This window comes from Bradyrhizobium sp. USDA 4510 (assembly GCF_054059095.1).
Genome location: NZ_JBSSBT010000001.1, coordinates 5,106,236 through 5,132,568 on the forward strand (window position 1 = coordinate 5,106,236; position 26,333 = coordinate 5,132,568).

The 26,333-nt window shown below is 63.2% G+C and carries 21 protein-coding genes and 1 pseudogene; 8 read left to right on the forward strand and 14 right to left on the reverse strand.

The features are described 5' to 3' along the window. Positions 1–32 precede the first annotated feature (32 nt). The 6 genes from ACVMDN_RS23730 to ACVMDN_RS23755 all read right to left on the reverse strand — a co-directional run bounded on the left by ACVMDN_RS23730 (position 33) and on the right by ACVMDN_RS23755 (position 7,559). Positions 33–908, reverse strand: a complete 876-nt coding sequence (locus tag ACVMDN_RS23730; protein WP_456834887.1) for an S-methyl-5'-thioadenosine phosphorylase — start codon at positions 906–908, stop codon at positions 33–35. A 225-nt stretch (positions 909–1,133) separates the two neighbouring features. Then, positions 1,134–2,111, reverse strand: a complete 978-nt coding sequence (locus ACVMDN_RS23735) for a Bug family tripartite tricarboxylate transporter substrate binding protein (protein WP_430641979.1) — start codon at positions 2,109–2,111, stop codon at positions 1,134–1,136. Positions 2,112–2,858: 747 nt separating this feature from the next. Continuing rightward, positions 2,859–3,656: an enoyl-CoA hydratase/isomerase family protein gene (locus ACVMDN_RS23740; RefSeq protein ID WP_456834886.1), complete on the reverse strand. Its 798-nt coding sequence runs from the start codon at positions 3,654–3,656 to the stop codon at positions 2,859–2,861. Positions 3,657–3,704: 48 nt separating this feature from the next. Next, positions 3,705–4,898 (reverse strand): pyridoxal-phosphate-dependent aminotransferase family protein, encoded by a 1,194-nt coding sequence (locus tag ACVMDN_RS23745; RefSeq protein ID WP_456834885.1) that lies wholly within the window; start codon positions 4,896–4,898, stop codon positions 3,705–3,707. 128 nt (positions 4,899–5,026) lie between these two features. Next, positions 5,027–6,310 carry an MFS transporter gene (locus tag ACVMDN_RS23750; protein WP_456834884.1) on the reverse strand — a complete coding sequence of 428 codons (1,284 nt, stop codon included), beginning with the start codon at positions 6,308–6,310 and terminating at the stop codon, positions 5,027–5,029. A gap of 46 nt (positions 6,311–6,356) precedes the next feature. Beyond that, entirely contained in the window at positions 6,357–7,559 is a 1,203-nt protein-coding gene (locus ACVMDN_RS23755) for a pyridoxal-phosphate-dependent aminotransferase family protein (RefSeq protein ID WP_456834883.1), read from the reverse strand. 132 nt (positions 7,560–7,691) lie between these two features. Between ACVMDN_RS23755 and ACVMDN_RS23760 the strand changes: the two genes are divergently transcribed. From ACVMDN_RS23760 to ACVMDN_RS23775, 4 genes are all read left to right on the forward strand, one after another. Further along, a complete protein-coding gene (locus tag ACVMDN_RS23760) occupies positions 7,692–8,444 on the forward strand; it encodes a GntR family transcriptional regulator (protein WP_456834882.1) in 753 nt (250 codons plus the stop codon). A 133-nt stretch (positions 8,445–8,577) separates the two neighbouring features. After that, a complete protein-coding gene (locus ACVMDN_RS23765; RefSeq protein WP_456834881.1) occupies positions 8,578–11,556 on the forward strand; it encodes an FAD-binding and (Fe-S)-binding domain-containing protein in 2,979 nt (992 codons plus the stop codon). Then, the gene (locus ACVMDN_RS23770; protein ID WP_076833912.1) at positions 11,549–11,977 is read left to right on the forward strand and encodes a GlcG/HbpS family heme-binding protein; all 429 of its coding nucleotides are present in this window, start codon (positions 11,549–11,551) and stop codon (positions 11,975–11,977) included. Before ACVMDN_RS23765 ends, ACVMDN_RS23770 begins: the two co-directional genes overlap by 8 nt. 233 nt (positions 11,978–12,210) lie before the next feature. Next, positions 12,211–13,104 (forward strand): 3'-5' exonuclease, encoded by an 894-nt coding sequence (locus ACVMDN_RS23775; protein WP_456816337.1) that lies wholly within the window; start codon positions 12,211–12,213, stop codon positions 13,102–13,104. Between the two features lie 69 nt (positions 13,105–13,173). On the opposite strand, the gene ACVMDN_RS23780 is transcribed toward ACVMDN_RS23775, so the two are convergent. The 3 genes from ACVMDN_RS23780 to ltrA form a co-directional block, all read right to left on the reverse strand. Then, positions 13,174–13,869: an invasion associated locus B family protein gene (locus ACVMDN_RS23780; RefSeq protein ID WP_456834880.1), complete on the reverse strand. Its 696-nt coding sequence runs from the start codon at positions 13,867–13,869 to the stop codon at positions 13,174–13,176. 104 nt (positions 13,870–13,973) lie between these two features. Beyond that, positions 13,974–15,173, reverse strand: coding sequence for a YadA-like family protein (locus ACVMDN_RS23785; RefSeq protein ID WP_456834879.1), 1,200 nt, complete (start codon positions 15,171–15,173; stop codon positions 13,974–13,976). Between the two features lie 182 nt (positions 15,174–15,355). Further along, on the reverse strand, positions 15,356–16,738 hold the full coding sequence (gene ltrA, locus ACVMDN_RS23790) for a group II intron reverse transcriptase/maturase (protein ID WP_456835857.1): 1,383 nt from the start codon (positions 16,736–16,738) through the stop codon (positions 15,356–15,358). A 457-nt stretch (positions 16,739–17,195) separates the two neighbouring features. On the opposite strand from ltrA, the gene ACVMDN_RS23795 reads away from it, so the two are divergent. After that, positions 17,196–18,371 carry a hypothetical protein gene (locus ACVMDN_RS23795; RefSeq protein ID WP_456834878.1) on the forward strand — a complete coding sequence of 392 codons (1,176 nt, stop codon included), beginning with the start codon at positions 17,196–17,198 and terminating at the stop codon, positions 18,369–18,371. A gap of 58 nt (positions 18,372–18,429) precedes the next feature. Here the strand turns inward: ACVMDN_RS23795 and ACVMDN_RS23800 are convergent, their stop codons facing one another. From ACVMDN_RS23800 to ACVMDN_RS23810, 3 genes are all read right to left on the reverse strand, one after another. Continuing rightward, positions 18,430–19,209 carry an enoyl-CoA hydratase/isomerase family protein gene (locus tag ACVMDN_RS23800; protein ID WP_076833963.1) on the reverse strand — a complete coding sequence of 260 codons (780 nt, stop codon included), beginning with the start codon at positions 19,207–19,209 and terminating at the stop codon, positions 18,430–18,432. Between the two features lie 79 nt (positions 19,210–19,288). After that, a complete protein-coding gene (locus ACVMDN_RS23805; protein WP_456834877.1) occupies positions 19,289–21,388 on the reverse strand; it encodes a molybdopterin oxidoreductase family protein in 2,100 nt (699 codons plus the stop codon). Positions 21,389–21,513: 125 nt separating this feature from the next. Further along, positions 21,514–22,584, reverse strand: coding sequence for an extracellular solute-binding protein (locus ACVMDN_RS23810; RefSeq protein WP_456834876.1), 1,071 nt, complete (start codon positions 22,582–22,584; stop codon positions 21,514–21,516). Positions 22,585–22,786: 202 nt separating this feature from the next. On the opposite strand from ACVMDN_RS23810, the gene ACVMDN_RS23815 reads away from it, so the two are divergent. From ACVMDN_RS23815 to ACVMDN_RS23825, 3 genes are all read left to right on the forward strand, one after another. Beyond that, positions 22,787–23,707, forward strand: coding sequence for a tripartite tricarboxylate transporter substrate binding protein (locus ACVMDN_RS23815; protein ID WP_456816565.1), 921 nt, complete (start codon positions 22,787–22,789; stop codon positions 23,705–23,707). 39 nt (positions 23,708–23,746) lie between these two features. Next, the gene (locus ACVMDN_RS23820) at positions 23,747–24,457 is read left to right on the forward strand and encodes a molybdate ABC transporter substrate-binding protein (RefSeq protein WP_456834875.1); all 711 of its coding nucleotides are present in this window, start codon (positions 23,747–23,749) and stop codon (positions 24,455–24,457) included. Between the two features lie 395 nt (positions 24,458–24,852). Continuing rightward, complete coding sequence (locus ACVMDN_RS23825) at positions 24,853–25,050, forward strand: hypothetical protein (protein WP_456834874.1); 198 nt, start codon at positions 24,853–24,855, stop codon at positions 25,048–25,050. Positions 25,051–25,250: 200 nt separating this feature from the next. On the opposite strand, the pseudogene ACVMDN_RS23830 reads toward ACVMDN_RS23825, so the two are convergent. Continuing rightward, positions 25,251–25,521 (reverse strand): annotated as a pseudogene (locus ACVMDN_RS23830) (ATP-binding protein); the annotation flags it as partial. 317 nt (positions 25,522–25,838) lie between these two features. Then, positions 25,839–26,084 (reverse strand): hypothetical protein, encoded by a 246-nt coding sequence (locus ACVMDN_RS23835; protein WP_456834873.1) that lies wholly within the window; start codon positions 26,082–26,084, stop codon positions 25,839–25,841. Positions 26,085–26,333: the final 249 nt, after the last annotated feature.

Below are 26,333 nucleotides of genomic sequence, written 5' to 3' on the forward strand. Positions count from 1 at the left end.
CCTTCGCGTCGCGCGCTGGCTAGAGGACTTGCTCACGACCGTAACACCCGTCCGGCGACGGCATCGAGCTTGGCCAGCAGCTGCGGATCGCGGGCCCCGGGCGCCGTGATCAGCGCGGTATCAAGTGCCCGATCCGAACCGACCGGGCACGGCTCGTGCTCGCGAGGGAAATCCCGCGCCAGCCGCGCGACAAGCGCCTTTGCTTTCTCGGCGTTCGAATTCAGCACACGGATGATATCCTGCACCGTCACGGCATCATGCGCCGGATGCCAGCAATCGAAATCGGTGACCATCGCCACGCTGGCGTAGCAGATCTCGGCCTCGCGGGCGAGCTTGGCTTCCGGCATGTTGGTCATGCCGATCACCGAATAGCCCTGCGCCTTGTAGGTCAGGCTTTCGGCGAGCGAGGAGAACTGCGGCCCCTCCATGCAGAGGTAGGTGCCGCCGCGGGCGAACGCGATGTCTTCGGCCTCGGCAGCGGCGGCGAGATGCCTCGCCAGCAACGGCGAAACCGGATGCGCCATCGAGACATGCGCGACGCAGCCCTTGCCGAAGAACGAGCTCTCGCGCTTGTGGGTGCGATCGACGAACTGGTCGACCAATACAAACGTGCCCGGCGGCAGCTCTTCCTTGAACGAGCCGCACGCGGACAGCGCGACGAGGTCGGTGACCCCTGCCCGCTTCAGCACATCGACATTGGCGCGATAGTTGATGTCGGACGGCGACAGGGCGTGTCCATGGCCGTGGCGCGGCAGGAACACGATCGGCAGCCCCGCCATCTCGCCGCGTCGGAGCGGCGCCGACGGCTCGCCCCAGGGGCTTGTGATCGCCTCCTCGCGGACATTTTCCAGGCCCGGCAGATCGTAGATGCCGGATCCACCGATGATCCCCAACACGGCTTTGGTCATGATCGCTCCTCACGGTCCCGCAACGGCGCCGGAGGGGTGACCCAGCCCGATCGGGCTCGCCGGACGTTCGGCCATACTGCGGCGCAGTAATCACTGCGCCGCTGCCGCTTGCAAGGCAATTCCAAGTTAAGAGGAAAGCAGCCGGCCCAGTCATTCCGGGGCACCCGAAGGGTGAACCCGGAATCTCGAGATTCCCCGATGCGCACCGGAATGACGGCGGATCCGCTACTTCGCGACGAACCCTGCCGCGTTCATCAGCGACGCATTCTGCTTGTCGTCATCCTCGAGGAACTCGACCATGTCCTTGCCGGTGAGGAAGATCGGCTTCAGCGCCTGCTTCTCCATGTAGTCCTTGTATTCAGCCGTCTGCGTCACCTTCTGAAACAGGTCGACATAGAACGCCTGCTGCTCCTGCGTGACCTTGCCCGGCAGGAACATCGCACGCAGCATCAGATACTGCACGTCGAGTCCCTCCTCCTTGCAGGTCGGGATGTCGTTCCAGGATTGCGTGTCGGTGACCTTGGTCTTGTAGGAGATTCGCTCCTTGTCGAACACGCAGAGCGCGCGAACCTGTCCGGCGCGCCAGACTTCGAGGTTCTCGCTGGGATTGTTGACGTTGGACTCGGTGTGGCCGCCGACCAGCTGGGTCGCAGCCTCGCCGCCGGACTTGTACGGCAGGTAGGAGAACTTTGCGCCGGTCTTCTGCTCCATGAACACGGTCAGCACGTGATCCTCGCGCTTGGAGCCCGTGCCGCCCATCTTGAACGGCGCGCTCGCCGCTTTCGCGGCAGCGATGAACTCCTTCACGGTCTTCGGACCGGAGGCGTTGTCCCACAACACGAACTGGTCGAGCGCGATCACCGACACCGGGGTGAGGTCGCGCCAGTTGAACGGAATCTTGGCCGACAGCGGCAGCATGTAGATCAGCGAATAGGCGATCAGCACCTTGTTGGGATCACCCTCGCTGGACTTCATGTACATCAGCGCTTCCGCACCCGAGGCGCCGCCCTTCAGCGACACCACCATCGGCTGCTTCATCAGATTGTTCTTCTGGATCGCCGCCTGCATCATGCGCGCCATCTGGTCGGAGGCGCCGCCGGCACCGGCCGCGACCACGATTTCGACCGGCTTGCTCGGCTCCCAGCCGGCAAAGGCCGGCGTGCTCAGCAAGAGGGCCGCGATTGCAGCCGCGGTTTTTACAATCTGTCCCACGTGTTTCTTCCCTATCTATTTGTTCGGCTTGGCAAAACCTGCGAGGTGGCGGGTGCGGTCATTGTGCCGAGAATGAAGGTGAGTTCAAGCCGCGAACTGCCGCATGGCCTATGACTTTGGAATGAGGCGGGTGTCGTTTGCGAGCCACCGGATGCGCCACGTTGACCAGGATGGTTGAACTTGCGATTTCTCCAATCGTCGTCCCGGCGAAGGCCGGGACCCAACTCCGCGGCGGATGTTGTGAGTGGGACTCGTCGTGCAATAGCGCTTAACGATTGACATCGGTGGTTATGGGTCCCGGCTTTCGCCTGGCGAAAGCCGGGACGACGTCGAGCTTGCTGCGCGATCGATGAATCGCACATCCACGCTCTCGCGACATGATCTGTCCGAGCTTTGCATCTCATTCCGCCCTCTTCGAACAGAGGGCGCAGCCACGCACAGCGTCCACCGCATCTCAACCCACGTTCGTGACGACCGCGAAGCGCCCCTCGATCGGGTGAGACGGGCAATTCATAACACTGAGTTGACCTTCCGGTAAACCGAAATATTTTCTGCAAAAGGGGCTTGCGCCGTCGGGCAACCCAGTGGCACGCGCGCGAACCCCTGGCCCATCCGTCATTCCGGGGTGCGCCAACGGGTCGGCGCAAAGCGCCGCCCGGTGACAGACTCCGCGAGAGCCCGGAATGACGATGAGACCTCGGTTCGGCGAGCCCGCGGTCCTCCGCCGCCCAGCCGCCGTTACTTGCCTTTGAAGTTGGGCGCGCGCTTGTTGAGGAAGGCGTCCATGCCCTCGCGGAAATCCTCGCTCATATAGGCGCGCAGGATCAGGTCCTCGCCCTCCTCGCGCGACAGCGTGCGGCGGATGCGGCGGACCGCTTCCTTGGTCACTTCGAGCGTGATCGGCGCGTGGCCTGCGACAAGCTTCGCCGTCTCGTTGGCGCGGCGCTGCAACGTCTCCACATCGGGGACGACTTCGTTCAGGAGCCCGAGCGCCAGCGCTTCCGGCGCCTCGACGAGGCGCGCCTTGAAGATCAGATCCTTGGTCCGCGCCGGACCGATCAGCGACACCAGCCGCGAGATGTTGGACATCGAGAGGCAGTTGCCGAGCGTGCGCGCGATCGGGAAGCCGATCCGCGTCGCCTCGGTGCCGATCCGGATATCGCAGCAGGCGGCGATGCCGGCGCCGCCGCCGGTGCAGGCGCCGGCGATCGCCGCGATCACGGGCACGCGGCACTGCTCGAGCGTGCCCAGCACGCGGTCGATCCGCGCCTCATAGTCGAGCGCATCCTGGGCAGTCTTGAAGGCCCGGAACTGCGAGATGTCGGTGCCCGAGGCGAACGCCTTGTCGCCCGTGCCGGTCATGATCAGCGCCTTGATGGAGTGATCCTGATTGATGTTCTCACAGATCGCGGCCATCTGCTCGTACATCGCAAAGGTCAGCGCATTGCGCGCCTGCGGCCGGTTGAACGTGATGCGCGCGATCCCGTCCTCGACGGAGTAGATCAGGTCTTCGGTCGAAGTGACGGGCGCGTTCATGTCTCGCTCTTTCTGTTGTTTGCGATTCGGTTTCAGGCGACAGCCTTTTTAAGCGACAGCCTTCGACTGCGCGGCGTCGTGGCCCTTCAGGACCTCCATCGCCGCCAGCACGCCGCCGCTGCGATGCGGCACCTTGGCCAGATCGAGCCCCATCTCGACGCCGCACAGCGTGCCCATCAGCATCAGGTCGTTGAAGTGCCCGATATGGCCGATCCGGAACACCTTGCCCTTGACCTTGTTGAGCCCGGTGCCGAGCGACATGTCGAAATTCTCCAGCACGACCTTGCGGAAGTGGTCGGCGTCGTGGCCATCGGGCACCCGCACCGCGGTCAGCGCCGGCGAGTGTGCGCCCTGCTCCTGGCACTGCGTTTCGAGGCCCCAGACCTTGATCGCCGCGCGGGTCGCTTCGCTGTGGCGCTTGTGGCGGGTGAAGACGTTCTCGAGGCCCTCCTCCTCCAGCATCTTCACGGCCTCGCGCAGGCCGAACAGGAGGTTGGTCGCGGGCGTATAGGGCCAGGTGCCGGCCTTGTTGATGTTGATGACTTCCTGCCAGTCCCAATAGGAGCGCATGCCCGGATTGGCCTTGGCCACGGCGAGCGCCTTCTCCGACACGGCGTTGAAGCCGAGGCCGGGCGGCAACATCAGCCCCTTCTGGGAGCCGGCGATGGAAACATCGATGCCCCAGGCATCATGCTCATATTCCAGCGAGCCGAGGCCGGAGATGGTGTCGACCATCAAGAGCGCCGGATGCTTCAGCGTGTCGAGGATCTTGCGGACGTCGCGCGGATAGGTGACGCAAGCGGTCGAAGTCTCGTTATGGACCACGCAGACCGCCTTGATCTTGTGCGCCTTGTCGGCGGACAGCCTGGCCTCGATCTGCTCGAGGTCGGCGCCGTGGCGCCAGTCGCCCGAGATGAAATCGACGTCGAGCTTGAACTTGTCGGCAATGCCATGCCACAGCACCGCGAACTGCCCGGTCTCGCACATCAGAACCTTGTCGCCGGGCTGCAGCGTGTTGACGATCGCGGCCTCCCAGGCGCCGGTCCCCGACGACGGGTAGATGATCACGGGCTGCTTGGTCCGGAACACACGCTGCATCGCAGAAAGCACAGCAAAACCGATCTCGGCGAACTCGGGACCGCGATGGTCCATGGTCGGCATATCCATGGCCCGCAGCACCCGGTCCGGCACGTTGGTCGGTCCCGGAATCTGCAGAAAATGCCTTCCAGTATGCACGGTCATGAGCGTCTTTCCCGGTCTCGTCTTGGTCGTGGTGAGCCGCTCGCATATCACTATTCGCCGGGTTTGTCCTAGGCCCGGCGGGGGTCCGTCATGCATATCTGACGGCGCTCAGCCGGGCCGACAGCGCCTCATTCGGCGGCCACCACCTTGCCCGGCGCCGCCAGTTCGCCGGTCTCCTCGAACGGCCGCTCGGGGTGCATCAGAAACGCCGAGAAGCCGCCGACCAGCAGGAGGCCCATCGACATCAGGAACGGCAGGTACCAGTTTCCGGTGGCGTCGATGACGAAACCGGCGACCAACGGCGAGACGATGGCCGCGAAAGCCGAGCCGGTGTTCATGATCCCGGCGGCGGTGCCGGAATATTTCGCCGCGATGTCCATCGGGATCGACCACATCGGCCCGATCACGAGCTCGGCGCAGAAGAAGCCGGCCGACAGGCAGAGCGCCACCACCGTGATGTCGTGGACGAACAGGATCGGCATCAGCGACAGCAGCGCGCCGGCGAAGCCCACGACCGTCACGCTGAGTCGCGCCAGCCGTACATTGCCGGTGCGCTCGAGAATGCGGTCGGAGATGACGCCGCCGATGCTGTCCCCGACGACGCCGGCAAAGAACACGCCGGATGCGAACAGCGCCGAGTTCTTCAGATCGAGGCTGTAGTTGTTCTTGAAGAACAGCGGCAGCCAGTTGAGATAAAGCCACAGGCACCAGCCGTAGCAGAAATAGGTCAGCGTCACCGGCCACATCCGCTGCAGCAGCGGTCCCCACGGCACCTTCGGCCGCTCGCCTTTCGGCCGCGGCGGCAATGTCGCAAGCTCGGCCGCGGTGATCGAGCCATGGTCCCGCGGCTCGTTGCGGAAGTACCAGACCCACGCGATGCCCCAGATCAGGCTGACGACGCCGAGCACGACGAACGCGCCGCGCCAGGTCAGCCAGAGGATCAGCAGCGCGACCACCGGCGGGGTGATGGCATTGCCGAGCCGCGCGAATGAATGCGTCAGGCCTTGCGCGAAGCCGCGGCGGTTCGCCGGCGTCCAGTACTGCATCGCGCGCGTCGCGGTCGGAAACGTCGCGCCTTCGCCGAACCCCAGCGCCAAACGCGCGACAAACAGCGCGGCAAGGCCATGGACAAAGCCGGTCATGATGGTCGCCGCGGCCCAGATCATGCCGCACCAGAACAAGGTCTGGCGCGGCCCAAAGCGATCGCCGACCCAGCCGCCGATCACCTGAAACAGCAGGTACGGATAGGCGAATGCCGAGAACACCAGGCCGAGCTCGGTATTGGACAGGCCGAGCTCCTTCTGGATCTCGCCGGCCGCGGTGCCGATGTTCACGCGGTCCACATAGGTGATGAAGTACATCACGCAAAGCATGGCCAACACGACATGGGTGGCCTTGAACCGAAGCCTCATATCCCCTCCCCCGCGATTTTTTTTGAGTTTGTTGACGCGCTGGCTGCTAGGTGCCGACGACTTTCAGATGCGGCGGTGTATTGCGCTGGTCGCGCTGTTCGAGAAGCTTCATCGCCGCCTCGACGCCGCCCGAGCGGTGCGGCACACCGGCGACCGACAATCCCATCTCGACTCCGGTCAGCGCGCCAAGCAGCGTCAGCTCGTTGCACTCGCCGAGATGACCGATGCGGAACACCTTGCCCGCGACCTTCGACAGGCCGGCACCGAGCGACATGTTGAAATTGTCGAGCACGACCTTGCGGAACTGATCGGCATCATGGCCGGGCGGCATCATCACCGCGGTCAGCACCGGCGAGAATTCCGAGGGCTCCTGGCACAGCACCTCGAGCCCCCACTGATTGACGGCGGCGCGCGTGGCGGCGGCCAGCCGCTGATGGCGGGCGAACACGTTGTCGAGCCCCTCCTCCAGCAGCATCGCGATCGCCTCGCGCAGCCCGTAGAGCAGGTTCGTCGCCGGCGTATAGGGGAAGAAGCCCTTGGCGTTCGGCTTCAGCATTTCCTCCCAGTCGAAATAGGAGCGCGGCATCCGGTTGGTGCGCGACGCGGCGCGCGCCTTCTCCGAGATGGCGTTGAAGCCGAGGCCGGGCGGCAGCATGAAGCCCTTCTGCGAGCAGCTGACGCTGACGTCGACCTTCCACTCGTCGTGCCGGTAATCGACCGAGCCCAGCGAGGAGATGGTGTCGACCATCAGGAGCGCCGGATGCGCGGTGCGGTCGATGGCGGCGCGGATGTCCGCGATCCGGCTGGTCGCGCCGGTCGAGGTCTCGTTGTGGACGACCATCACCGCCTTGATGCTGTGCGTCGTGTCCGCGGCGAGCCTTGCTTCGATCTGGGCGGGGTCGGCGCCGCGGCGCCAGTCGCCGGCCATGAAATCCACCTCGATGCCGAAGCGGCCGGCCATTTGCCGCCACAGGGTGGCGAAGTGGCCGGTCTCGACCATCAGGACCTTGTCGCCCGGCGACAGGGTGTTGACGATCGCGGCTTCCCAGGCGCCGGTCCCGGATGACGGGAAGATCACCACCGGACCCCTGGTCTGAAACACCTTCTGGCTGCCCTCGAGGACGGCACGGCCGAGCGCGGCGAATTCGGCGCTGCGGTGGTCGATGACCGGCATATCCATCGCGCGAAGAATGCGATCCGGGACTGGGCTCGGCCCTGGAATCTGCAGAAAATGACGCCCTTGATGCATGAGAACCTCCCAATCGCCGGATTTCGGCTCCTCAGCGAGCTATTTTGCATTCATTTTTTGTCTTTTCAATCCAATTTTGGTATTCGATCGAGAGCATCGACGCGACCGCGCCGGCAAATTATTGTTCAGAATATGAAATCCGCGATTCCCGAAGCCGGGGTTCCAATCACCCCGCCCGCCGCCGGCAATGGCAGCGACCGCCAGGAGGCCTCGCTTCACGGCGAAATCCTGCTGCGGCTCCGCGACTATGTGGTGGAGGGCAACATTCCCGAGGGCGCCCGCGTTCCCGAGCGGCAGCTCTGCGAGATGCTGGGGATCTCAAGGACGCCGCTGCGCGAGGCGCTCAAGGTGCTGGCCGCCGAGGGCCTGATCGAGCTCTTGCCCAACCGCGGCGCGCGGGTGCGCCGGCTCAGCCGGCGCGACCTCGAGGAACTGTTCGACGTCATGGCCGGGCTCGAGAGCCTCGCCGGACGGCTGGCATGCGAGATCATCACCGACGAGGAAATCGCCGCGATCGAGCGCCTGCATTACGAGATGTACGGCCATTATCTGCACCGCAACATGCACGGCTATTTCCAGACCAACCAGCAAATCCACGAGAGCATCGTTGCGGCCGCGCGCAACGAGACGCTGAAGGCCACCTACGCCAACTTCGCCGGCCGGATCCGCCGCGTGCGCTATTCCGCCAATTTCGCCCGCAAGCGGCAGCGCTGGGCCGAGGCGATGCGCGAACACGAGGCGATCCTCGATGCGCTGCGCCGGCGCGCGGCAAGCGAGCTCAGCGACATCCTGTTCCAGCACCTGCGCAACAAGCGCGCAGCCGCCATCGATCACCTCGCGGAGGGGCCGGACAGCGGCCTGGAGACGACACTCCAGAACGACTAAAGGGGCCAACACAAGGACGGCTGGAGGGTAGCTATCCTTGCCATTATGAATTCATAATGTAATTCTCACGTCGAGAGAATGCATAATCCATGAGCAAACCCTTTGTTGCGTCATGGATCACATCGGATCTGGGATGAAGAACGCCTCCTCGCTCGAACAGCGCCTGCGGTCCGAACTGGCCGGCGACGTGTTTTTCGACGCCTTCAACCGCGGCCGCTACGCGACCGACGCCTCGTTCTACCAGATCGTGCCGGCCGGCGTGGTGGTGCCGCGAACCGTCGACGAGGCGCTGCGGACGCTCGCGATCGTCCGCGACGCCGGGCGGATCGTCACCCCGCGCGGCGGCGGCACCTCGCAATGCGGCCAGACCGTCAATGACGGCATCGTGGTCGACCTGTCCAAGCACCTGAACCGGGTCCTCTCGCTCGACGTCGAGAATCGGACCTGCGTGGTCGAGCCCGGCATCGTGCTCGACGATCTCAACCGGCAACTCAGGAAGCACGGGCTGTGGTTTCCGGTCGACGTCTCGACCGCGTCGCGCGCCACGATCGGCGGCATGGCCGGCAACAATTCCTGCGGCGGTCGCTCGCTGCGCTACGGCACAATGCGCGACAACACGCTGTCGATGGATGCCGCGCTCGCCGACGGCACGCTGCTGCATTTCGGCGAGGTGCCGCGCGACCTGACGCGGATCAACGGCTCCGACAGCGGACTGAAGCTATTTCGCGACATGCTCGATCTCGGCGAGCGCGAGGCGCTCGAAATCGCCGACAAATTCCCCAAGGTGCAGCGCCGCGTCGGTGGCTATAACCTCGACGCGCTGGTGCCACGCAACGCGCCGAACAATCTGGCGCATCTGTTGGTCGGCTCGGAAGGCACCCTCGCCTTCACCACGCAGGTCGAGCTGAAGCTGTGGCCGGTGATCCGCAACAAGGCGCTCGGCGTCTGCCATTTCGGCAGCTTCTACGAGGCGATGGACGCGGCCCAGCATCTGGTCAAGCTGCGACCCATTGCCGTGGAGCTGGTCGACCGCACCATGATCGCACTCGGCCGCGAGATCGCGATGTTCCAGCCGATCATCTCGGCAGCCGTGCGCGGCGATCCGGACGCCATCCTGGTGGTCGAGTTCGCCGAGGAAGACCAGGCCGACAATCTCGCCCGCCTCAGGCAGCTCGGCGAGCTGATGGGTGATCTCGGCTTCGGCTGGGACAAGCCGCAGCGCAAATGGGGCGGCGTGGTCGAGATCGTCGAGCCCGCGCTGCAGACTGGCATCGCTGATTTCCGCGCCGCCGGCCTCAACGTCATGATGTCGATGAAGCAGGAGGGCAAGCCGGTCTCGTTCGTCGAGGATTGCGCGGTGCCGCTGCCGCATCTCGCCGACTACACCGAGCGGCTCAATGCCGTGTTCGCCAGGCACGGCACCCGCGGCACGATGTATGCGCATGCCTCCGAAGGCTGCCTGCATGTGCGCCCGGTGCTCAATCTCAAGCTCGAGAAGGACGTCAAGGCCATGCGCGCCATTGCCGAGGAAGCCTTCGCGATGGTGCGCGAATACAAGGGCTCGCATTCGGGCGAGCACGGCGACGGCCTGGTGCGCTCGGAATTCCACGAAGCGATGTTCGGGCAGCGCATCGTGGCCGATTTCCGCGAGGTCAAGCAGCGCTTCGATCCGACCAACACGCTCAACCCGGGCAAGATCGTCGATCCGCCCAGGATGGACGACCGTTCGCTGTTTCGTTTTTCGCCGGATTATCGCGTCGGCGAATTGAAGACGGTGCTGGACTGGTCGGCCTATCCCGGCGCCGGCGGCGGCTTCCAGGGTGCCGTCGAGATGTGCAACAACAACGGCGCCTGCCGGAAGCTCGAAGGCGGCGTGATGTGCCCGTCGTATCGTGCCACGCGCAATGAGAAGGACGTCACCCGCGGCCGCGCCAATACGTTGCGGCTCGCGATCTCAGGCCAGCTGGGTGCGGACGCGCTCGCCTCCGACGAGATGATGGAGACGCTAAAACTCTGCGTTTCCTGCAAGGCGTGCCGCCATGAATGCCCGACCGGCGTCGACATGGCCAAGATGAAGATCGAGGTGCTGGCGGCGCGCGCGGCGACCCATGGTCTAACGCTGCGCGACCGGCTGGTCGGCTATCTGCCGCGCTATGTCGATCTCGCCTCGCGCTTTGCGCCGATCGCGAACTGGCGCAACCGCAGCCCACTGTTGCGCAGCCTGTTCGAGAGGCTCGCCGGGATCAGCGCTAAGCGCGCGCTGCCGGCGTTTCGCCGCGACACCTTCCGGCCGGACGCCGAGGTGCTGGGTCCAGCCGACGGCCGCGAAGTGGTGCTGTTCGCCGATACGTTCAACCGCGGCTATGAGCGGGAAAATCTCGACGCCGCGATCGAAATCCTGGTCGCCGGCGGCTATCGCGTGCATCTGCCGAGGCCATCGGACGGCGGGCGGCCGCCGTGCTGCGGGCGAACGTTCCTGTCGGCCGGACTGGTTGAGCAGGCTCGCGCCGAGCTTGACCGGCTGGTTGCGACCTATGTCCCGTTCGCGGCCCGCGGCGTGCCGATCATTGGTCTCGAGCCAAGCTGCCTGCTGACCCTGCGCGACGAGCTGCTGTCGCTGCGTTCGGATGAGGCCGCCAAGACCGTCAGCGCGCACGCGCTGCTGTTCGAGGAATTTCTGGTGCGCGAGGCCGAGGCCGGGCGGCTCGCTTTGCCGCTCGGCGCGGTCGCCGGCAAGGCCGTGGTGCACGGTCATTGCCACCAAAAATCCTTCGGCGCGTTCAAGCCGGTGGAGAAGGTGCTGCGCCTGGTACCGGGCCTCGACGTCAAGACCATCGAGTCGAGCTGCTGCGGCATGGCCGGCGCGTTCGGCTACGGCGCAGACACCTTTCAGGCCTCGATCGAGATGGCCGAGCTGTCGCTACTGCCAAATGTTCGCAGCGCCGATCCGGACACCCTGATCGTGGCCGACGGCACCTCCTGTCGGCACCAGATCAAGGACGGCAGCGGGCGCACGCCGCTGCATGTCGCCAGCGTATTGGCGATGAGCCTGAAACGTGCGAAATCGCAATCCGATCAATCATTGCCGACAAAGGAAAAGGCCCATGGCTGAGCTCACTCTCGAAACTGCCCGCAAGATTCTGGATGCCGCGCTGGCCAAGGGGGTCGAGAAGAAGTTCAAGCCGCTGGTCGTCACCATCCTCGACGCGCGCGGCGCGGTGAAGGTGACGGCGGCACAGGACGGCACCAGCCTGATGCGGGCCGAGATCGCCCATGGCAAGGCCTATGGCGCGCTGGCGCTCGGGATGGGATCGCGGGCGCTGTTTCAGCGCGCCCAGGAGCAGGCCTATTTCATCGATTCCGTGAACACGCTGGCGCAGGGCCGGCTGGTGCCGGTCCCCGGCGGCGTGCTGATCATGGACGGTTCTTCCCTGCTCGGCGCCGTCGGCGTCAGCGGCGACACCTCGGACAATGACGAGATCTGCGCCGTAGCTGGCATCGAAGCTGCCGGCCTGAAGGCCAACATCGGATGACAACAACTGTTTGGTCTTCGCCGCTCTCGCCGCTTGGTTCAAACAAGTACAGCTTCAATTTTAGGACGATGACCGACCGGATCGTCAATCCGGTTCCACGGGAGAAGTCCTCCTGGTGCCGGGAACTCTCCGCGCACCGATGACCTATCCACAGGGGCTGCGATGCCGGGCTCGATCCGATCGGATAGACTTGCGAGCTATCAAACAAGCTCAATCTTCTCACACGGCCCAATATGACCGTTCAACCGACTCTTGCCGAGATCGCTGGCATGCTGGAGCAGTCACCCGATTACCGGGTGCTGCGGCGGCTGGTTCCCCGCTCCGAATTTGCTCCAAGCGACGGGCAATCGACCAAGATCGCAATCCTGCTCGATGTCGAAACCACCGGACTCGATACGGCCAAAGACGAGATCATCGAGCTCGGGATGGTCAAGTTCACCTATCTTTCCGACGGAAGGATCGGCCGGGTCATCGATACTTTCAGTTGCTTCAATCAGCCGTCGATCGCAATTCCCATCGAGATCACTGCGCTGACCGGTATCACCGACGAGATGGTCAAGGACCACGGCCTCGATAAGGAGCGCATCAACGCCTTCGTCTCCGATGCGGTCGTGGTCATCGCCCACAATGCCGGCTTCGACCGCAAGTTCATGGAGCGCTATGCACCCCTGTTCACGCACAAGGCCTGGGCCTGCTCGGTGAGCGAGGTCGAATGGCGCGGCCTTGGCTTCGAGGGATCGCGCCTGTCCTATCTCCTGATGAAAGCCGGGCTGTTTCACGAGGCGCACCGGGCGGTCGACGATTGCCTGGCGCTGCTCGAAATCCTCGCCATGACCCTGCCCCAGCTCGATCGCACCGTGCTCTCCCTGCTGCTCGAGCGAGCCCGCCGCAAGACGATCCGGATCTGGGCTGAGCAGTCGCCGTTCGAGCTCAAGGACGAGCTCAAGCGCCGCGGCTATCGCTGGAGCGACGGCGCCGATGGCCGGCCGCGGTCCTGGTACATTGACGTCGATGAGCCCAATCAGACAGCCGAGATCGAATATCTGCAGAGCACGATCTATCAAAAGGAAGTTGAGGTGCGGATCCAGACACTCACCGCATTCGACCGCTTTTCGGCGAGGGCATAGGGCGCTTTCGAGCTCAAAGAAAACGCTCCAGCCCGAACGTTGACCATGTGGGAGTTATCAGGCGAAGCGCTATCGGATGCCCTTCCAGGGGCCGCCGGCGCCTGGGGTGGCAGCGACGGCTTCGGTCGATGTCCGGCGCGCAACGGGCTTCGCTGGAGGGCGTGCCGGGGTGGCAGGAGCCACCGCCTGCGAAAGATCCGTCAGTGCCAACATAAGGCCCCGCAAGCTCGCCATTATCGTGATGGGCTTGCCAACTCGCTCGAACACGATCGTGGCGCGGTCCTCACGTCCCAGCAACGAGATCAAAGCGGCGTCCGCGGGAAACGTTGCGGCGCATAGCGCCTGGTCGCAGATCAGCGGCTTGATGACGCGCGTGAAGCCGCCAAAGGAGACCGTGGCGCCGACCTCCACACTGCTGTCGCGTGGCAGCATGATCAGCGCCATCGATCGTCCATCCTTGGTGAGCGCGATACGCCAGTCCAATCGCGCGGCATCACCGTGCGAGATCGTTTCCAGATAGCAGATGCGCCGCGCGTTGCGGACCTCATCGCAAACCTGGATCCAATCGAGGAAAGGCCTGATCGTGCGGGTGTAATCGCCCGCCGCGGCCGATTTTCCTGGCGCGAAGACGCTCGCCCACTCGAATCCAAGCGAAGTTGCCTTTGTCGGCTCGGATACAATGCTGGCAGGGGCCGCTCCAGTCAGGCTCGAAGGCCGGGGTGCAGGGTCGGACGCGATCGCCGCCGACAAGCCGGCCAAGGCCAATGGCAAGAGCCAAGCAGCAACACGAGGCAAGCGTGATCTGGGCATGGCTTGTTTCCGGATTGATGGCGGCGGATTCAAGCGACAATGGCGCTGCGCGGAGGAAGTCAGAATCTGACGCCGATTGAACCGGAGGCTCCAACGTCACCCGTGTCCGGCGTGTAGGACACACTTGCCTTGAGGCGCACCGCATCGCTCGCGCGGTAGGCAAGGCCTCCCGCCAACGAGACCGAGTGCCGGAACGTGCCGACCGCGATTGCTACGGAGCGGTCGCCTTTGGCCTCATCCGAGAAGGCGAGTCCCGCCGCCGCCATCGCTGCCGAACCAGCCGCTCGCGCGCGCCGGTCCACCGCCGCCACCTTTCGATCTGTATACATCCGGTCTTCAATGCCCAGCGCGGCGAGACCATCATTCAGTTGCTTCAGGTTGGTCGCATCGTTCGCCGCAGTACCCGCGGCCACATTGTGCAGCGCTACAGCGCCGGGAGAGCCGCCCTGCAGAGTTACCGAATTCAGGCGATGACCGTCTGCTGCGACGTCATATCGAATGCTGTTCACAGACGCAGCATTCAAGGCAGAGGCGACGTCATGATAGGTGCTCCCGAGGATCGTATACGAGGGCTGCGACACGGTTCCGTCGGAATTGACGTGCGAGCCCCCGCCAAGCCAGGTCGCGACCGAATCGGCCGACCGGTACAGCTGCTGCCCCGTGAGCGCATCAGACGATTGCGCTGAGACAATGCCATTTGTGATGCCCGTCAAGGTCCGACGGCCGTCGCTGCCGCTCAGATCGACGCGCTTGCCACCCGTCTTGGCAGCTATGGTCACGGCCGCTGTTGGGTCCGTCTGCCGGACCAGCCCGACCGCGCCGCTTCCGATGTCGTTGATCATGGAGGAGCTCATCGTGGCAATCTGCTGCTCGATCGCTTCGAGCGCGCCGCCGACATTGGTGGAGGGCATTCCGTTCACGAGTGTCGAAAAGTGAGTAACCTGCCCGGTCGTGGGGTCAAAGATGGCCCCTCCTCCGAAGGTCGAAGCTGTCGATCTGCCGAGATTATCATTATTGGACATGACAATGTCCTTCGGGCTTGGAGGTTGGATCACCGGCTGCGGCGTCGACACCGGCTGCGGGGCCGGGATCGATTGTGCAGTCGCGGGTGGGGCCGGCACCGGCACCGGCTTCTGTTCGGCGCAGTCCAGTTCGCCGCCCATCGCCTTCCACTGCTGCCTGAGCTGGTCTGTGCAGCCGCCGGGCGGCCGAAATTTCTGCACTGCCGGTGTTACCACGCCGTGTTGGACCTGCGCCATTGCCGGTGCAGAAATTTCTTCGAGCCACCAACGTGGGCTCGCAATGAAGGCTGCCCTGTCACAGCTGAAGCACTGGGAGAAGACTATGCAACTGACCGGGTCACCGGAGGCGGTCGCCCGCCCCCGGTTCCCACAGAACGTGGCGTGCGGATTTCCCGCACCGACGCTCTTCGACAGTTGGTTCACAGCACTGCAAGCGCTTGCAGCTCCCGATAAGGGAGGCGCAGCTTAGGCTTCAGCAACGGTGTCCGTTCTTTGATTTGGTTGAAGGCGTCCCAAGTGAGGCGTCGGCCTGCCCAGCTGCGGCTGCGCAGCATTCCGCGCCAGTAACGCTCCACGGCCCGATAGACTTTTACGAGGCTCCGGAGATTTCCGGCGACGCCGTAATAGCCATAGTGGCCGCGCAGGACGAGGTTGATTTCATCGGCCTGGTCACTGATCTTGTAATGCCGTATTTGCCGCATCAGCTCCTGCAGAGACATAAGGCTGCGCTTTAGCCGAGATTTCTCGGTGCGCATCCCAACCTTGAAGTTGCCTTTTTGGTTTCGCGTGCAATAGAGCGTCAGCCCCAGAAAGTAGATTGTTTCCGGGCGGTTTCTGCCGCGTTTGCCCGCATGTCTTTGCGCGAACCGACCAAACTCGACCAACTTGGTCTTGGTCGGCTCTAGAGTGAGGCCGAACTTCCCCAACCGAAGACGCAAGGCCTCCTGTACGCGGGTGGCGTCCGATCGATATTGGAAGCAGATCACAAAGTCGTCGATATAGCGCACCAGTCGGGCTTCGCCCCGCAACCGACCCTTCACCACGCGTTCGAACCAGAGGTCGAGAACGTAATGAAGGTAGAGGTTGCTCAAAAGCACACTGATCGATCCGCCTTGTGGCGTTCCTTGTTCGCTCGGGTGCACCGCTCCGTCTTCCAGGATGCCCGCTTTCAACCAGCGCCGGATCAAGCTGATCAGGCGCGGATCACCGACTCGATGTTCGACAAACCGGAGGACCCGATCATGATCGAGACTCCCGAAGAAGTTCTTCAAATCCGCCTCCAACACCCAGCTGATCATGCCGCCGGCGATCACCTCATTGAGGGTCGCCAAGGCATGATGGGCGCTGAGCTTCGGCCTGCCGCCGAACGAGCAGGGTAAGAAGTCCTGCTCGTAAATAGCGGCCAGCACCTCAGCCGTGCTGCGCTGGAGCGCCCGGTCGGCGACAGTTGGAACCCCGAGGGGGCGCTTCTCCGTCTTACCGGGCTTGGGGATATAGACCCGCCGAATGTTCGGCGCCCGATATCCCTGGCGATGGATGGATTGGAGCATTGGCCCTATCCAGTCCTCGAAGCTCTCCTTCGCCGCCTCCACCGTCTGTCCGTCCACCCCGGCGGCGGAGCGCTTCGGAATCTGTAATAGATTCTTTTGCACTCGGTCGCGCGTGATGTGATGGGCCAACGAGGTGAAGCGAAGATTTGTCTCGCGCCGAGCTTTCACTGCTATTTGTTCAAGTTTCGTTTCCATGGTCAGCTGATCTTCTCTTTGCATAGAAGGCCGTAACTCCCGTTGAATGGAGCCCATGTCGCCCAAGAACAATTCAACTACCGCTGACCGCTTCCCCATGTGGCCGGCTCTCCCGTCCTCGGAGTACTATCGGTCAGTCTGACTTCCACCCGGTCGTCAGACCCTTCTCACCTCAGCGGCTTGGCAGGTCTTACAAGCTTGCGCTTGAACCGGATGGATCTCCCTTGTTCACGCTGCTTCCTTTGATTGCATGCTGGCGGTACGAACCCCGGGAGCACCTCTGACCGCTCGCGTTGTCGCGGCCTGCGGTTCCGCCTTCCCCTTTGAGAGACAGGGTCGGCTACTCCGATCACGTTCGATTTCGGGGCTATTTTCCCGTTCACTTCATTCCGGCCTACAACCTCCCTGTCTACGCTTCGCAACGGCCGTTACCGGACGCCACGCAAGACTCGGTTCGCGGCTGCTCGCTAGGCTTTGCCGCGGCCGTCATCTCAGACGGCAGACTTCAACGCGCTTGCAAGGCGCAACTCTCAACAGAACCAAGAATATTCTGCTGCCTGCCTTCGACAGCTGGCGTTCGGGCGGATTGACCGACATGGTCCCGGCGTCTCCCGTGCCTGGCACTTTTGATTGGCTTGTCGGCGTTTTCAAAGCCAACCACCGATGGCGTGAAATCGATTTCAAGACCCAACGCTTATACGACCAAGGCCTGGCGCTATTCGCCAACCACGAATTGAACGACGGTAGCCGCGCGGGCTCGAAACAGATTGCTGATTTTTCCAAAGCATTTGTCGATGCGGTTTATGCAAATCTGCTCGTCGTTCAATACAAGGACGCGGACGGAAACATCGTCAAGCGCGAACGTCGGCGTTTCGCAAACGCTGCCATGACCGCATGCAGGCGCGCCTGGTTCGTTGGTCAGCGCGCCCAGGAAACGAAAGTGCCAGCCATCAACCCATTCTCGCGGATGGGCTTGAAATCGCGGGCCCCTGGTCAGGCCCTGCGAGAGACGCCTACCGCAACCTGGGAAGAGCTTGTCGCCTTCAGGCAAGCCGCAAAGAGGCTGGGGTACCACTCGGTCGCAACCGCTGCATTGCTGACCTGGGAGTGGCTGCAGCGCGAGGAACATATATTCGGAGTCTTCGAAATTGAGCACTATCGACCGAAAGAACGCCCCAACAGCGTGAGGATTATGCACCCCAAGAATGGCGAAGAAGCCTGGTGGCCTTTGGTCGATGAGAACAGTGTGCTGCTCTTCCCCGAGTTGATGGCGGAGCTTGATGCTCTCAAAGACTCAGTCGCTTCAGGACTGGCGTTTCGCCGCGATCATGCTCATCGCAGGTCGCCTACTCCTCTGCCGTGGATCACCGAGCGCAAGGATCTGCGCTACCTTCGGCATGTCGTTAAAAAGATAATCATAGCAGCGGGACTTCGGAACGAGCTCTCATTTACGTCCTTTCGCCACGGCGGCTTCACCGAAGGCGCAGACAGCGATCTTACGGACGCTGAACTGCGTGCCGCCGGCCGCCATCGCTCGAGACTACAACTACCCACCTACGCCAAACGCACGCGGAAGCAATTGATCGTGGCCGCCAAGAAGCGCCGCGAGGAGCGAGCCAGGACGACCCTCTTGTCAGAAGGCGTGCTCGCGCCTCATTCTTCAATCGTTTCGAGCAATCGACACGCTTGATTTTCATAATTCACGCCGGCGCGAGATACCGGGCGGAAGACCAGGATTAGGTTTCCACCTAACGCCCGGTCCATGTCGGCTTGCGCTTCTCGCCGAAGGCCTTGAGGCCTTCCTTGGCGTCCTCGGTCATCGCGAGCAGCGCGATCTGGCTTTCGGTGTAGGCGATGCTCTCGTCGAACGACATCGAGGCGATCGCCCGCATCGCGTATTTGCCGCGGCGGATCGCCGTCGGCGACTTGTCGGCGATGCGGCCGATCAGCCAATCGACCTTGGCATCGAGCTCGGCTGCCGGCACGACGTAGTTGAGAAGACCCGCAGCCTTGGCCGTCGCGGCATCGAACGGCTCGCCGGTCAGCGCCCATTCGTTGACGAGGCGCGGCGGGGCGATCGATTGCAGCAGGCTCAGCACCTGCATCGGGAACACGCCGACCTTCACCTCAGGCAGACCGAAGATCACGCCATCGCCGGCGACCGCCATGTCGGTCATGCACAACAGTCCCATGCCGCCGGCCATGCAGACGCCGCCGACCCGCGCGATCGCGGGCTTGGTCGCATTCTGCGACAGCCGCAGCAGATCGGCGTAGTCGACATTGGGGCGCGAGAAATCCATCGAGAACGCCGCGCCGCTGTTCTGCAGATCAGCGCCGGCGCAGAACGCCTTGTCGCCCGCACCGGTCAGCACGATGACGCGCACGTCCTTGTCGTCATGCGCCTCGCGATAGCCCTTCGCGATGCCGGCGATCACGCCGGCATTGAGCGCGTTGCGCTTGTCCGGGCGATTGATCGTGATCCAGAACGCCTGCCCGCGCTTTTCGAGAAGAACGCTGTTGTCGGTCATGTGTCCTGCCTGTTTTCTTGGCCAATGTGCCGTGGTCAGCCGACATTGCGGCAGGATCGGCGCCGACTGCAAGCAGGATTTATGCGGCCATCGATACCTTCCGGATCCAGACCTTGTTGTCGTGGAACGCGGCGCCGCCAAGCGGCGCGACGGCCTCCGCCCCAGTCAGCATGTTGATGCCGCGCCCGCCGATATGGGACTTGTTCGGATGGATCGACTCGGCGATCAGCACGCCGCGGCGAACGCCATCGAACAGTTTCGCGGTCAGCGTGGTCTCGCCGCGCATGTTGCCGAGCGTCACCGCGTCGCCATCGGCGATCAAGAGCGTCGCCGCATCGTCGGGATGAATCATCACGGTCGGCGCGCCCTCGCGGGCTTGCGACGACGGCGTTTCGTTGAAGCTGGTGTTCAGGAAGCTGCGCGAGGGTGACGTCGCGAGCCGGAACGGATGCTGTGCGTCCGCCTCCTCGATGATGGTCCAATGGTCGGGCAGCGAGGGCATCTTGTCCCACGCCCCCATCAGCCCGCCGCTGCCGACGGGCACCTTGCCCCAATCGACCTTGAAGTGGAACTTCTTGTCGGCATGGGCAAAGCCGTCGAGATAATGCGAGGTGCGGAAATCAGGCTGCAGGTCGCGCCACAGCTCGGCTTCGAGCGTGTCGATATCGCCGTGCCCGCTCTTCTTCAGCGTCGCATCGATCAGCTGGCGCGGCGTCATGTTGAAGCCGGGATGCACGGCGTTGAGCCTGCGGCCGAGCCCCTGCATCACCTCGTGATTGGAACGGCACTCGCCGGGCGGATCGATCAGCTTCGGGCCGACCGAGATGTGCTGATGACCGCCGCCGTAATAGAGGTCGTCGTGCTCCATGAACATCGTCGCCGGCAGCACGATATCGGCCATCTGCGCCGTCTCGGTCATGAACTGCTCGTGCACCGCGACGAACAGATCCTCGCGAGCAAAGCCCTGGCGTACCAGCGCCTGCTCGGGCGCGACCGTCATCGGATTGGTGTTCTGGATCAGCATCGCCTTGACCGGCCCGCCGCCGCGGAGCGCCTCGGCATCGCCGGTCAGGATGCGGCCGATCTTGGACTGATCGAGCACCCGCGTCGAGGGATCGATCGCGTCGTGGCCTTCGATGATCGATTCGTCGAAACGCCAGATTGCGGCATTGTTGAAGAACGCGCCGCCGCCCTCATATTGCCAGGCGCCGGTGACCGCGGGGATGCACGAGGCAGCGTGCATCTGGGCGGCACCGTTGCGGCTGCGGGTGAAGCCGTAGCCAAGACGGAAGAACGAGCGCTTGGTCTGTCCGACCAGCCGCGCGAACGCCTCGATCTCCTCGACTGGCACGCCCGAGATCACTGAGGCCCATTCCGGCGTGCGGGTCTTCAGATGCGCTTCCAGCTCGTCGGGGCAATCGGTATAGCGCGCGAGATATTCGCGATCGGCAAATCCCTCGCGGAACAGCACGTGCATCACGGCGCAGGCAAACGCGCCATCGGTGCCCGGCCGCAGCAGGATCTTGATGTCGGCCTGCTTCATGGTCTCGTTGTTGTAGACGTCGACCGCCGCGATCTTCGCGCCGCGCTCCTTCCGCGCGCGCGATGCATGCGTCATTACATTGACCTGGGTGTTCACCGGATTGGTGCCCCAGATCACGACGAGGTCCGAGACGCCCATCTCGCGGGGATCGACACCGGCGATCTTGCCGGTCCCGGCCGCAAAGCCGATACGCGCGATGGTTGCGCAGATCGTGCCGTAGAAGCGCGAATACTTCTTCACATGCGACAGCCGGTTGAGGCCGTCGCGCATCACGAGCCCCATAGTGCCGGCGTAGTAATAGGGCCAGACCGACTCGGCGCCGAATTCCCGCTCGGCCGCATCGAACCGCGCCGCGATCTCGTCCAGCGCCTCATCCCAGGAGATCCGCGCGAACTGGCCGGAGCCCTTCGGCCCGGTCCGGCGCAGCGGGACCATCAGCCGCTCGGCATGATGAATCCGCTCGGCATACCGCGCGACCTTGGCGCAGACCACGCCGGCGGTGTAGGTCTGCTGTTTGGAGCCCCTGACGCGGCCGATCGAGCGTCCCTCGATCACCTCGACGTCGAGCGCACATGCCGACGGGCAGTCGTGCGGACAGGTGGAATGGCGGATGTCGACCTTGGCATGCTGGTTCATGGCCAAATTGGTAACATCAAATATCCCCCGCGCCGAGGGGCATTATTGACCCAGCCAGCGCGAAATCTGCTCACGTGCCATGCGGCAGGCGCCGGGACGGGCAGCTATTGGCCTGAGCCGTCCCATCAGACGCGGAAGATGCGGGTGTAGTGCGATTTGATCGATTCCCCTTCCCGCTCCACCGCCACCGGATCGTCCTTCATCGTCTTGATGTCCTTTAGCGGCCTGCGTCCAGCCTTCTCCTTGGCCTGTGCATGGACGGATCTGAGGCCGCCGATCTCGACATTGAGCTGCTGGCCCTCACGCCCGAGCGCGAAGGACTGGAACAGCCTCGCGGCATTCGGATGCGGAGCGTCCTTGAAGATCCCGTTCGGGCCGACAATGATCGGCGACCCCTCGGTGGCATAGACCGGCTCGACCGGGCGGCCGGCCTCCTTCATCTGAAAGATGTTGTATTCGTTGCCGTCGGCCATCACAGCACGCTCGCCGAGATCGAGCTTCTTGGGTGGATCCGTCGAGGATTGCACCTGCATGATGTTCTGCTTGGCGAGTTGCTCGAAAAAGCTCCAGCCGAGATCGCGCTGCATCTGATAGGTCGCGGTCATGATGGTGCCGCTATAGCCGGGATGCGCCTTCACGATTTTGCCCTTCCATTTCGGATCGAGCAGATCGGCAAAGCTCTTCGGCGCCTCCTCGGCCTTCACGAGATTGGTGTTGTAGGCAATGATCGAAAGCCAGACCCGGAAGCTTGCGAATTGCCCGTCCGCGTCGCGATGCTCCTCGGGGTAATATTTTGCGACCTCCTCCGGAACATAGGGCGCGAGAATACCGTCGCGCTTCCACACGATGAAATGCGCGGCGTCGGACGAGTTGACGACGTCGACGGCATGAATGTTGCTGGCGTATTCCTGGCCGACCCGCTGGAACACGCGCTCCGCGCCGGTGCGTTCGACGCGCACCGTGATATCGGGATATTTCGCTTCGAACGCCCTCGCCAGCTTCTCCGCGACCGGCAGATCGGTGGAGGTGTAATAGACGACCTGTCCCTCTTTCTTCGCTGCCTCGATCAGCGTCGGCGTCACCGGTTCCGCCGGTGGCGCGGCGGCCGTCACGCGCGTTGAAAGGGCGGCCCCGGTGAGCACGGCGCCCGAGCCCTTCAGCATGTCGCGGCGCGATAGCCCAGGATGTTTCCTCATATGATTCCCCGCACGCGATGGCGAAGTTGTACACCGTCCTCCCGCTCTTATTCCAATGCGCGAAAACGGAGTCTGTCGTCGACAGAGGCTTCAGGTTGCAGCTAGACTTCTGATCAAGAAACAAGACTAAACTTGGGGGATTCAGTCAATGGCAAGCCTGCGATACGCCTTGGTGTTTGTCGCGGCGTTGCTGACCGTGTCCATGTCAGGCTCATATGCTGACGCCGAAGACTATCCCGCGCGGCCGGTCAGGATCATCGTTCCCTTCGGTCCCGGCGGTCCGGCCGACGTCGTCGCGCGACAGATCGGCGGCATCTTGCAGGAAAGCCTCGGCCAGCCCTTCGTGGTGGAGAACCGCACCGGCGCCGGCGGCGTGATCGGCACCCTCGAGGTCGCCAAGGCGCCGGCCGACGGCTACACCCTCCTGATGATGTCGAACACCCAGACCGCGAACGAATCGCTGGTGCCGCAGCGCAAATATGCGCTGATGCGCGACCTGACGCCGATCGCGTCGTTGAATACCTCGGATCTCGTGATCGTGGTCCACCCCGCCGTGCAGGCAAAGACCTTGCAGGAGTTCATCGCCCTCGCAAAGGCGCAGCCCGGACAGCTGAACTATGCCTCGTCAGGTCAGGGCACGCCGTATCACATGGCGGGCGAGCTGTTCAAAGCCATGGCCGGCATCGACGTCGTGCACGTGCCCTATCGCAACAGCGGCGAAGCCCGCGGCGGCGTCATCGGCGGCCAGGTCCAGATGATGATCGATGCCGTTCCGGCGATGGCGCCGAATGTCGCCGAAAACCGGGTGCGCGCACTCGCAACGACCGGCAAGATTCGTTCGACGGTGCTGCCCAACGTTCCGACGGTGACCGAGGCGGGCGTGTTCGGCTATGAGGCAACGATCTGGCTCGGCCTGATGGCCCCGGCGGACACGCCGACGCCGATCATCGACAAGCTCAACGCGGCAGTGAACGCCGCAATCAAGCGGCCAGAGGTCGAGAAGCTCTGGGCCGCGCAGGGCGCGGCGCCGATGACCATGACGCCGGCGGCGTTCGACGCATTCCTGCGCGCCGATATCGTGAAGTGGGCAGACGTCGTCAAGAGATTGGACAAGCCCCAATAGGCACGCACCGGCGAGTCCGCGAGTGAAGGAACAGTGCGCATGAAGACGTTGAACATCCTGAGCGGCGGTGCGGCGCAGGGCCTGGTGCGCAGCCTCGTGCCAGCATTTGAAGCTGAGACCGGGCTCAGCATTGCCGGCGATTTTGGCGCGGTCGGCGCCATGGCCGACAAGTTACGCACTGGCGCTGCAACCGACATTGTCATCCTGACCGCCGCTCTGATCGCGAAGCTGGCCGACGAAGGGCTGGTTTTGCGCAGCTCGATCACGGACATCGGCCGGGTTGAAACCGCCCTCGCCGTCCGGGCCGGCGATCCATTGGTCAGCGCCAACGACGCGGCCAGCCTGCGTGCGGCGCTGCTCGCGGCGGACGCGATCTTCGTGCCCGATACGAAGGCGTCGACGGCCGGAATTCATGTCGGCAGGGTGCTCGCGCAGCTCGACATCGCTGATGTCGTCGCGGACCGCCTGAAGATCTTTCCAAACGGTACGACGGCCATGCGACATCTGGCCGAATCCGGAGATCGGCGGCCGATCGGCTGTACGCAATCGACCGAGATCATCAGCACCAAGGGCATCGTGCTGTCGGGCAGCCTGCCGCCGGAGTGCGGGCTCGCGACGATGTATACGGCGGCCATTCCGACACAGGCATCGTCGGCGTCGCAGGCGCAACGCCTGATCGCATTGCTGACGTCGCCGGAAACATCTGCGCTACGCAGCCAGACTGGCTTTGTTTCTGGCCTGACGTCGTAGATGAGACCAGACCACCTAAAGTGCGATGAAATATGTTCAACCGTTATCGCTAGGTCGACAGAATGCATCAGCACGATGCATCGCCTATGGATGCATAAGAGGACCTGCAAATTCGCTGCAATCACATTCTTAAGAAGAATTGCGTCGTCGACATCCAGAGGCAATTGTCGTGAAAGCAGTCTGCGGGTCACCCTGCACGCTGCTCGCGTTGATACAGTAGTCATTGGTTGCAGAGCGATAGCCAACGAATCCCAGATGGATCCTATCTGCGGCCGCCGCAGCGGACCCATGTGCAACGGTCGCCGCGGCCCCCACAACAAGAGCGCGAAGCCGCGACGACCACTGTCCGGTCATCGGCCTCAAGTACGGATGCAGCCGATTGGATTCGACTAACCATGATTAAAGACCGAAACCAACGGGCGCCGACGGCTGCGGAGCGCGAAGCAAACAAAGCATTCAAAACTGTCAGGCCGACGGAAGCCATGACGGATTACGCCAAAGCGCAAAAAGCGATCCACGATAATCGGGAGCGCCTAAAAGCCGAACGGCTGGCGCCGGAGGCCGAAGCGGCCAACTGCACCAAAGGAGGTTGAGCGTCCCATGTGGACGATCGCGGACGACCAAAGTTTGTGGCGGGTGATATGGCCCTGCACTTTCGCCGAGTCGATACTGAACTGGAGATATGGATCGCAAGCAGCGGCGACTGTTCATTCGTCATCAGCAACGAGAGTGTCAAGCGCCATCCGGAACTGCCCCCCTTTTGCGTCATGAAGAACTGCCCCCACCGTCTGGATTATGATCTTGGTTGAAGGTTGTTTCCGACGTTAATGGGCCGGAGGGAGGCGGAGCCGACCGGAGCCGTCACCGTCGGGCGGCGGCTTGATGAGGCCGGTCTTGCGCTTGGCGCGGAGACGATAGCTGTCGCCGCGGATCGTCAGCACGTGGCTGTGGTGCAGGAGCCGATCGAGGATGGCGGTGGCGACCACGGGATCGGCGAACACGGCGCCCCATTCGGCAACACTACGGTTCGACGTGATCAGCATGGCGCCGGTTTCGTAGCGGCGGCAAGGACGACGCGATCGGTGGGCTCGGAACATGGCCGCGTCTCCGGAGTTGCCATTGGCGTGAATAAATAAGGGTGGACGAGGCGTTTTGCTTTGGCTTTTGGGCGTGCCAATTCCTGTGATCATCCTGCTGTGGTTGTTTTTTGGGCACTGACTACGGCGTAATTGCCGGGCGACGTACACCAACGCAGTCTGCCGGCGCAGCTAATTAGGATCCATTTCGGGCGGCACGTCGAGCGATCGAATGATCGAGCCCTGCAAGGCCGTGCAATTAAATCAAGATCGGATAGACACATCCCGTCGTGCTATCGCTGCGCCTAGCCGGACATTGTGGGAGCGCCGATAATCTTTGCAGAGAACAATGTGCGAGTTGCGCCTGCTTGTCGCATTTTGCCGAGCGTGATTTTGGTCGGATCGTCCTTCATACGCGTGATTTCACCGCTCGCTGCGCCCCGCGATCCCGCAAGCGTTAGCGCAAGGATGGCAGCTTGGCGCACAAGACGTCGGTCAAAACCCATCATTGCACTCGCACCGGCGATGCGGGCCAATAAGATTTCAGCCATCGCCTATCCGTCAAAACATGGCGGCTGGAAGAGCGGGAGCTTCTGCATGCCTCCGCCGCAGTAATCCGTTTGGAAGATGAACCATGGCACCCACGCCGGCTGCGCGTATTTTAAACTTGGCAGTGTTGTCGTAATTTCATGCCAATGCCATGCCGATCAACCGAAAGCTGCTGGAAATCCCGCCCGAGGTCGCCCACCGGTTCGCCGCGGACATGAAGGGTTATCACGCAGAACAGGACAACATCTAAC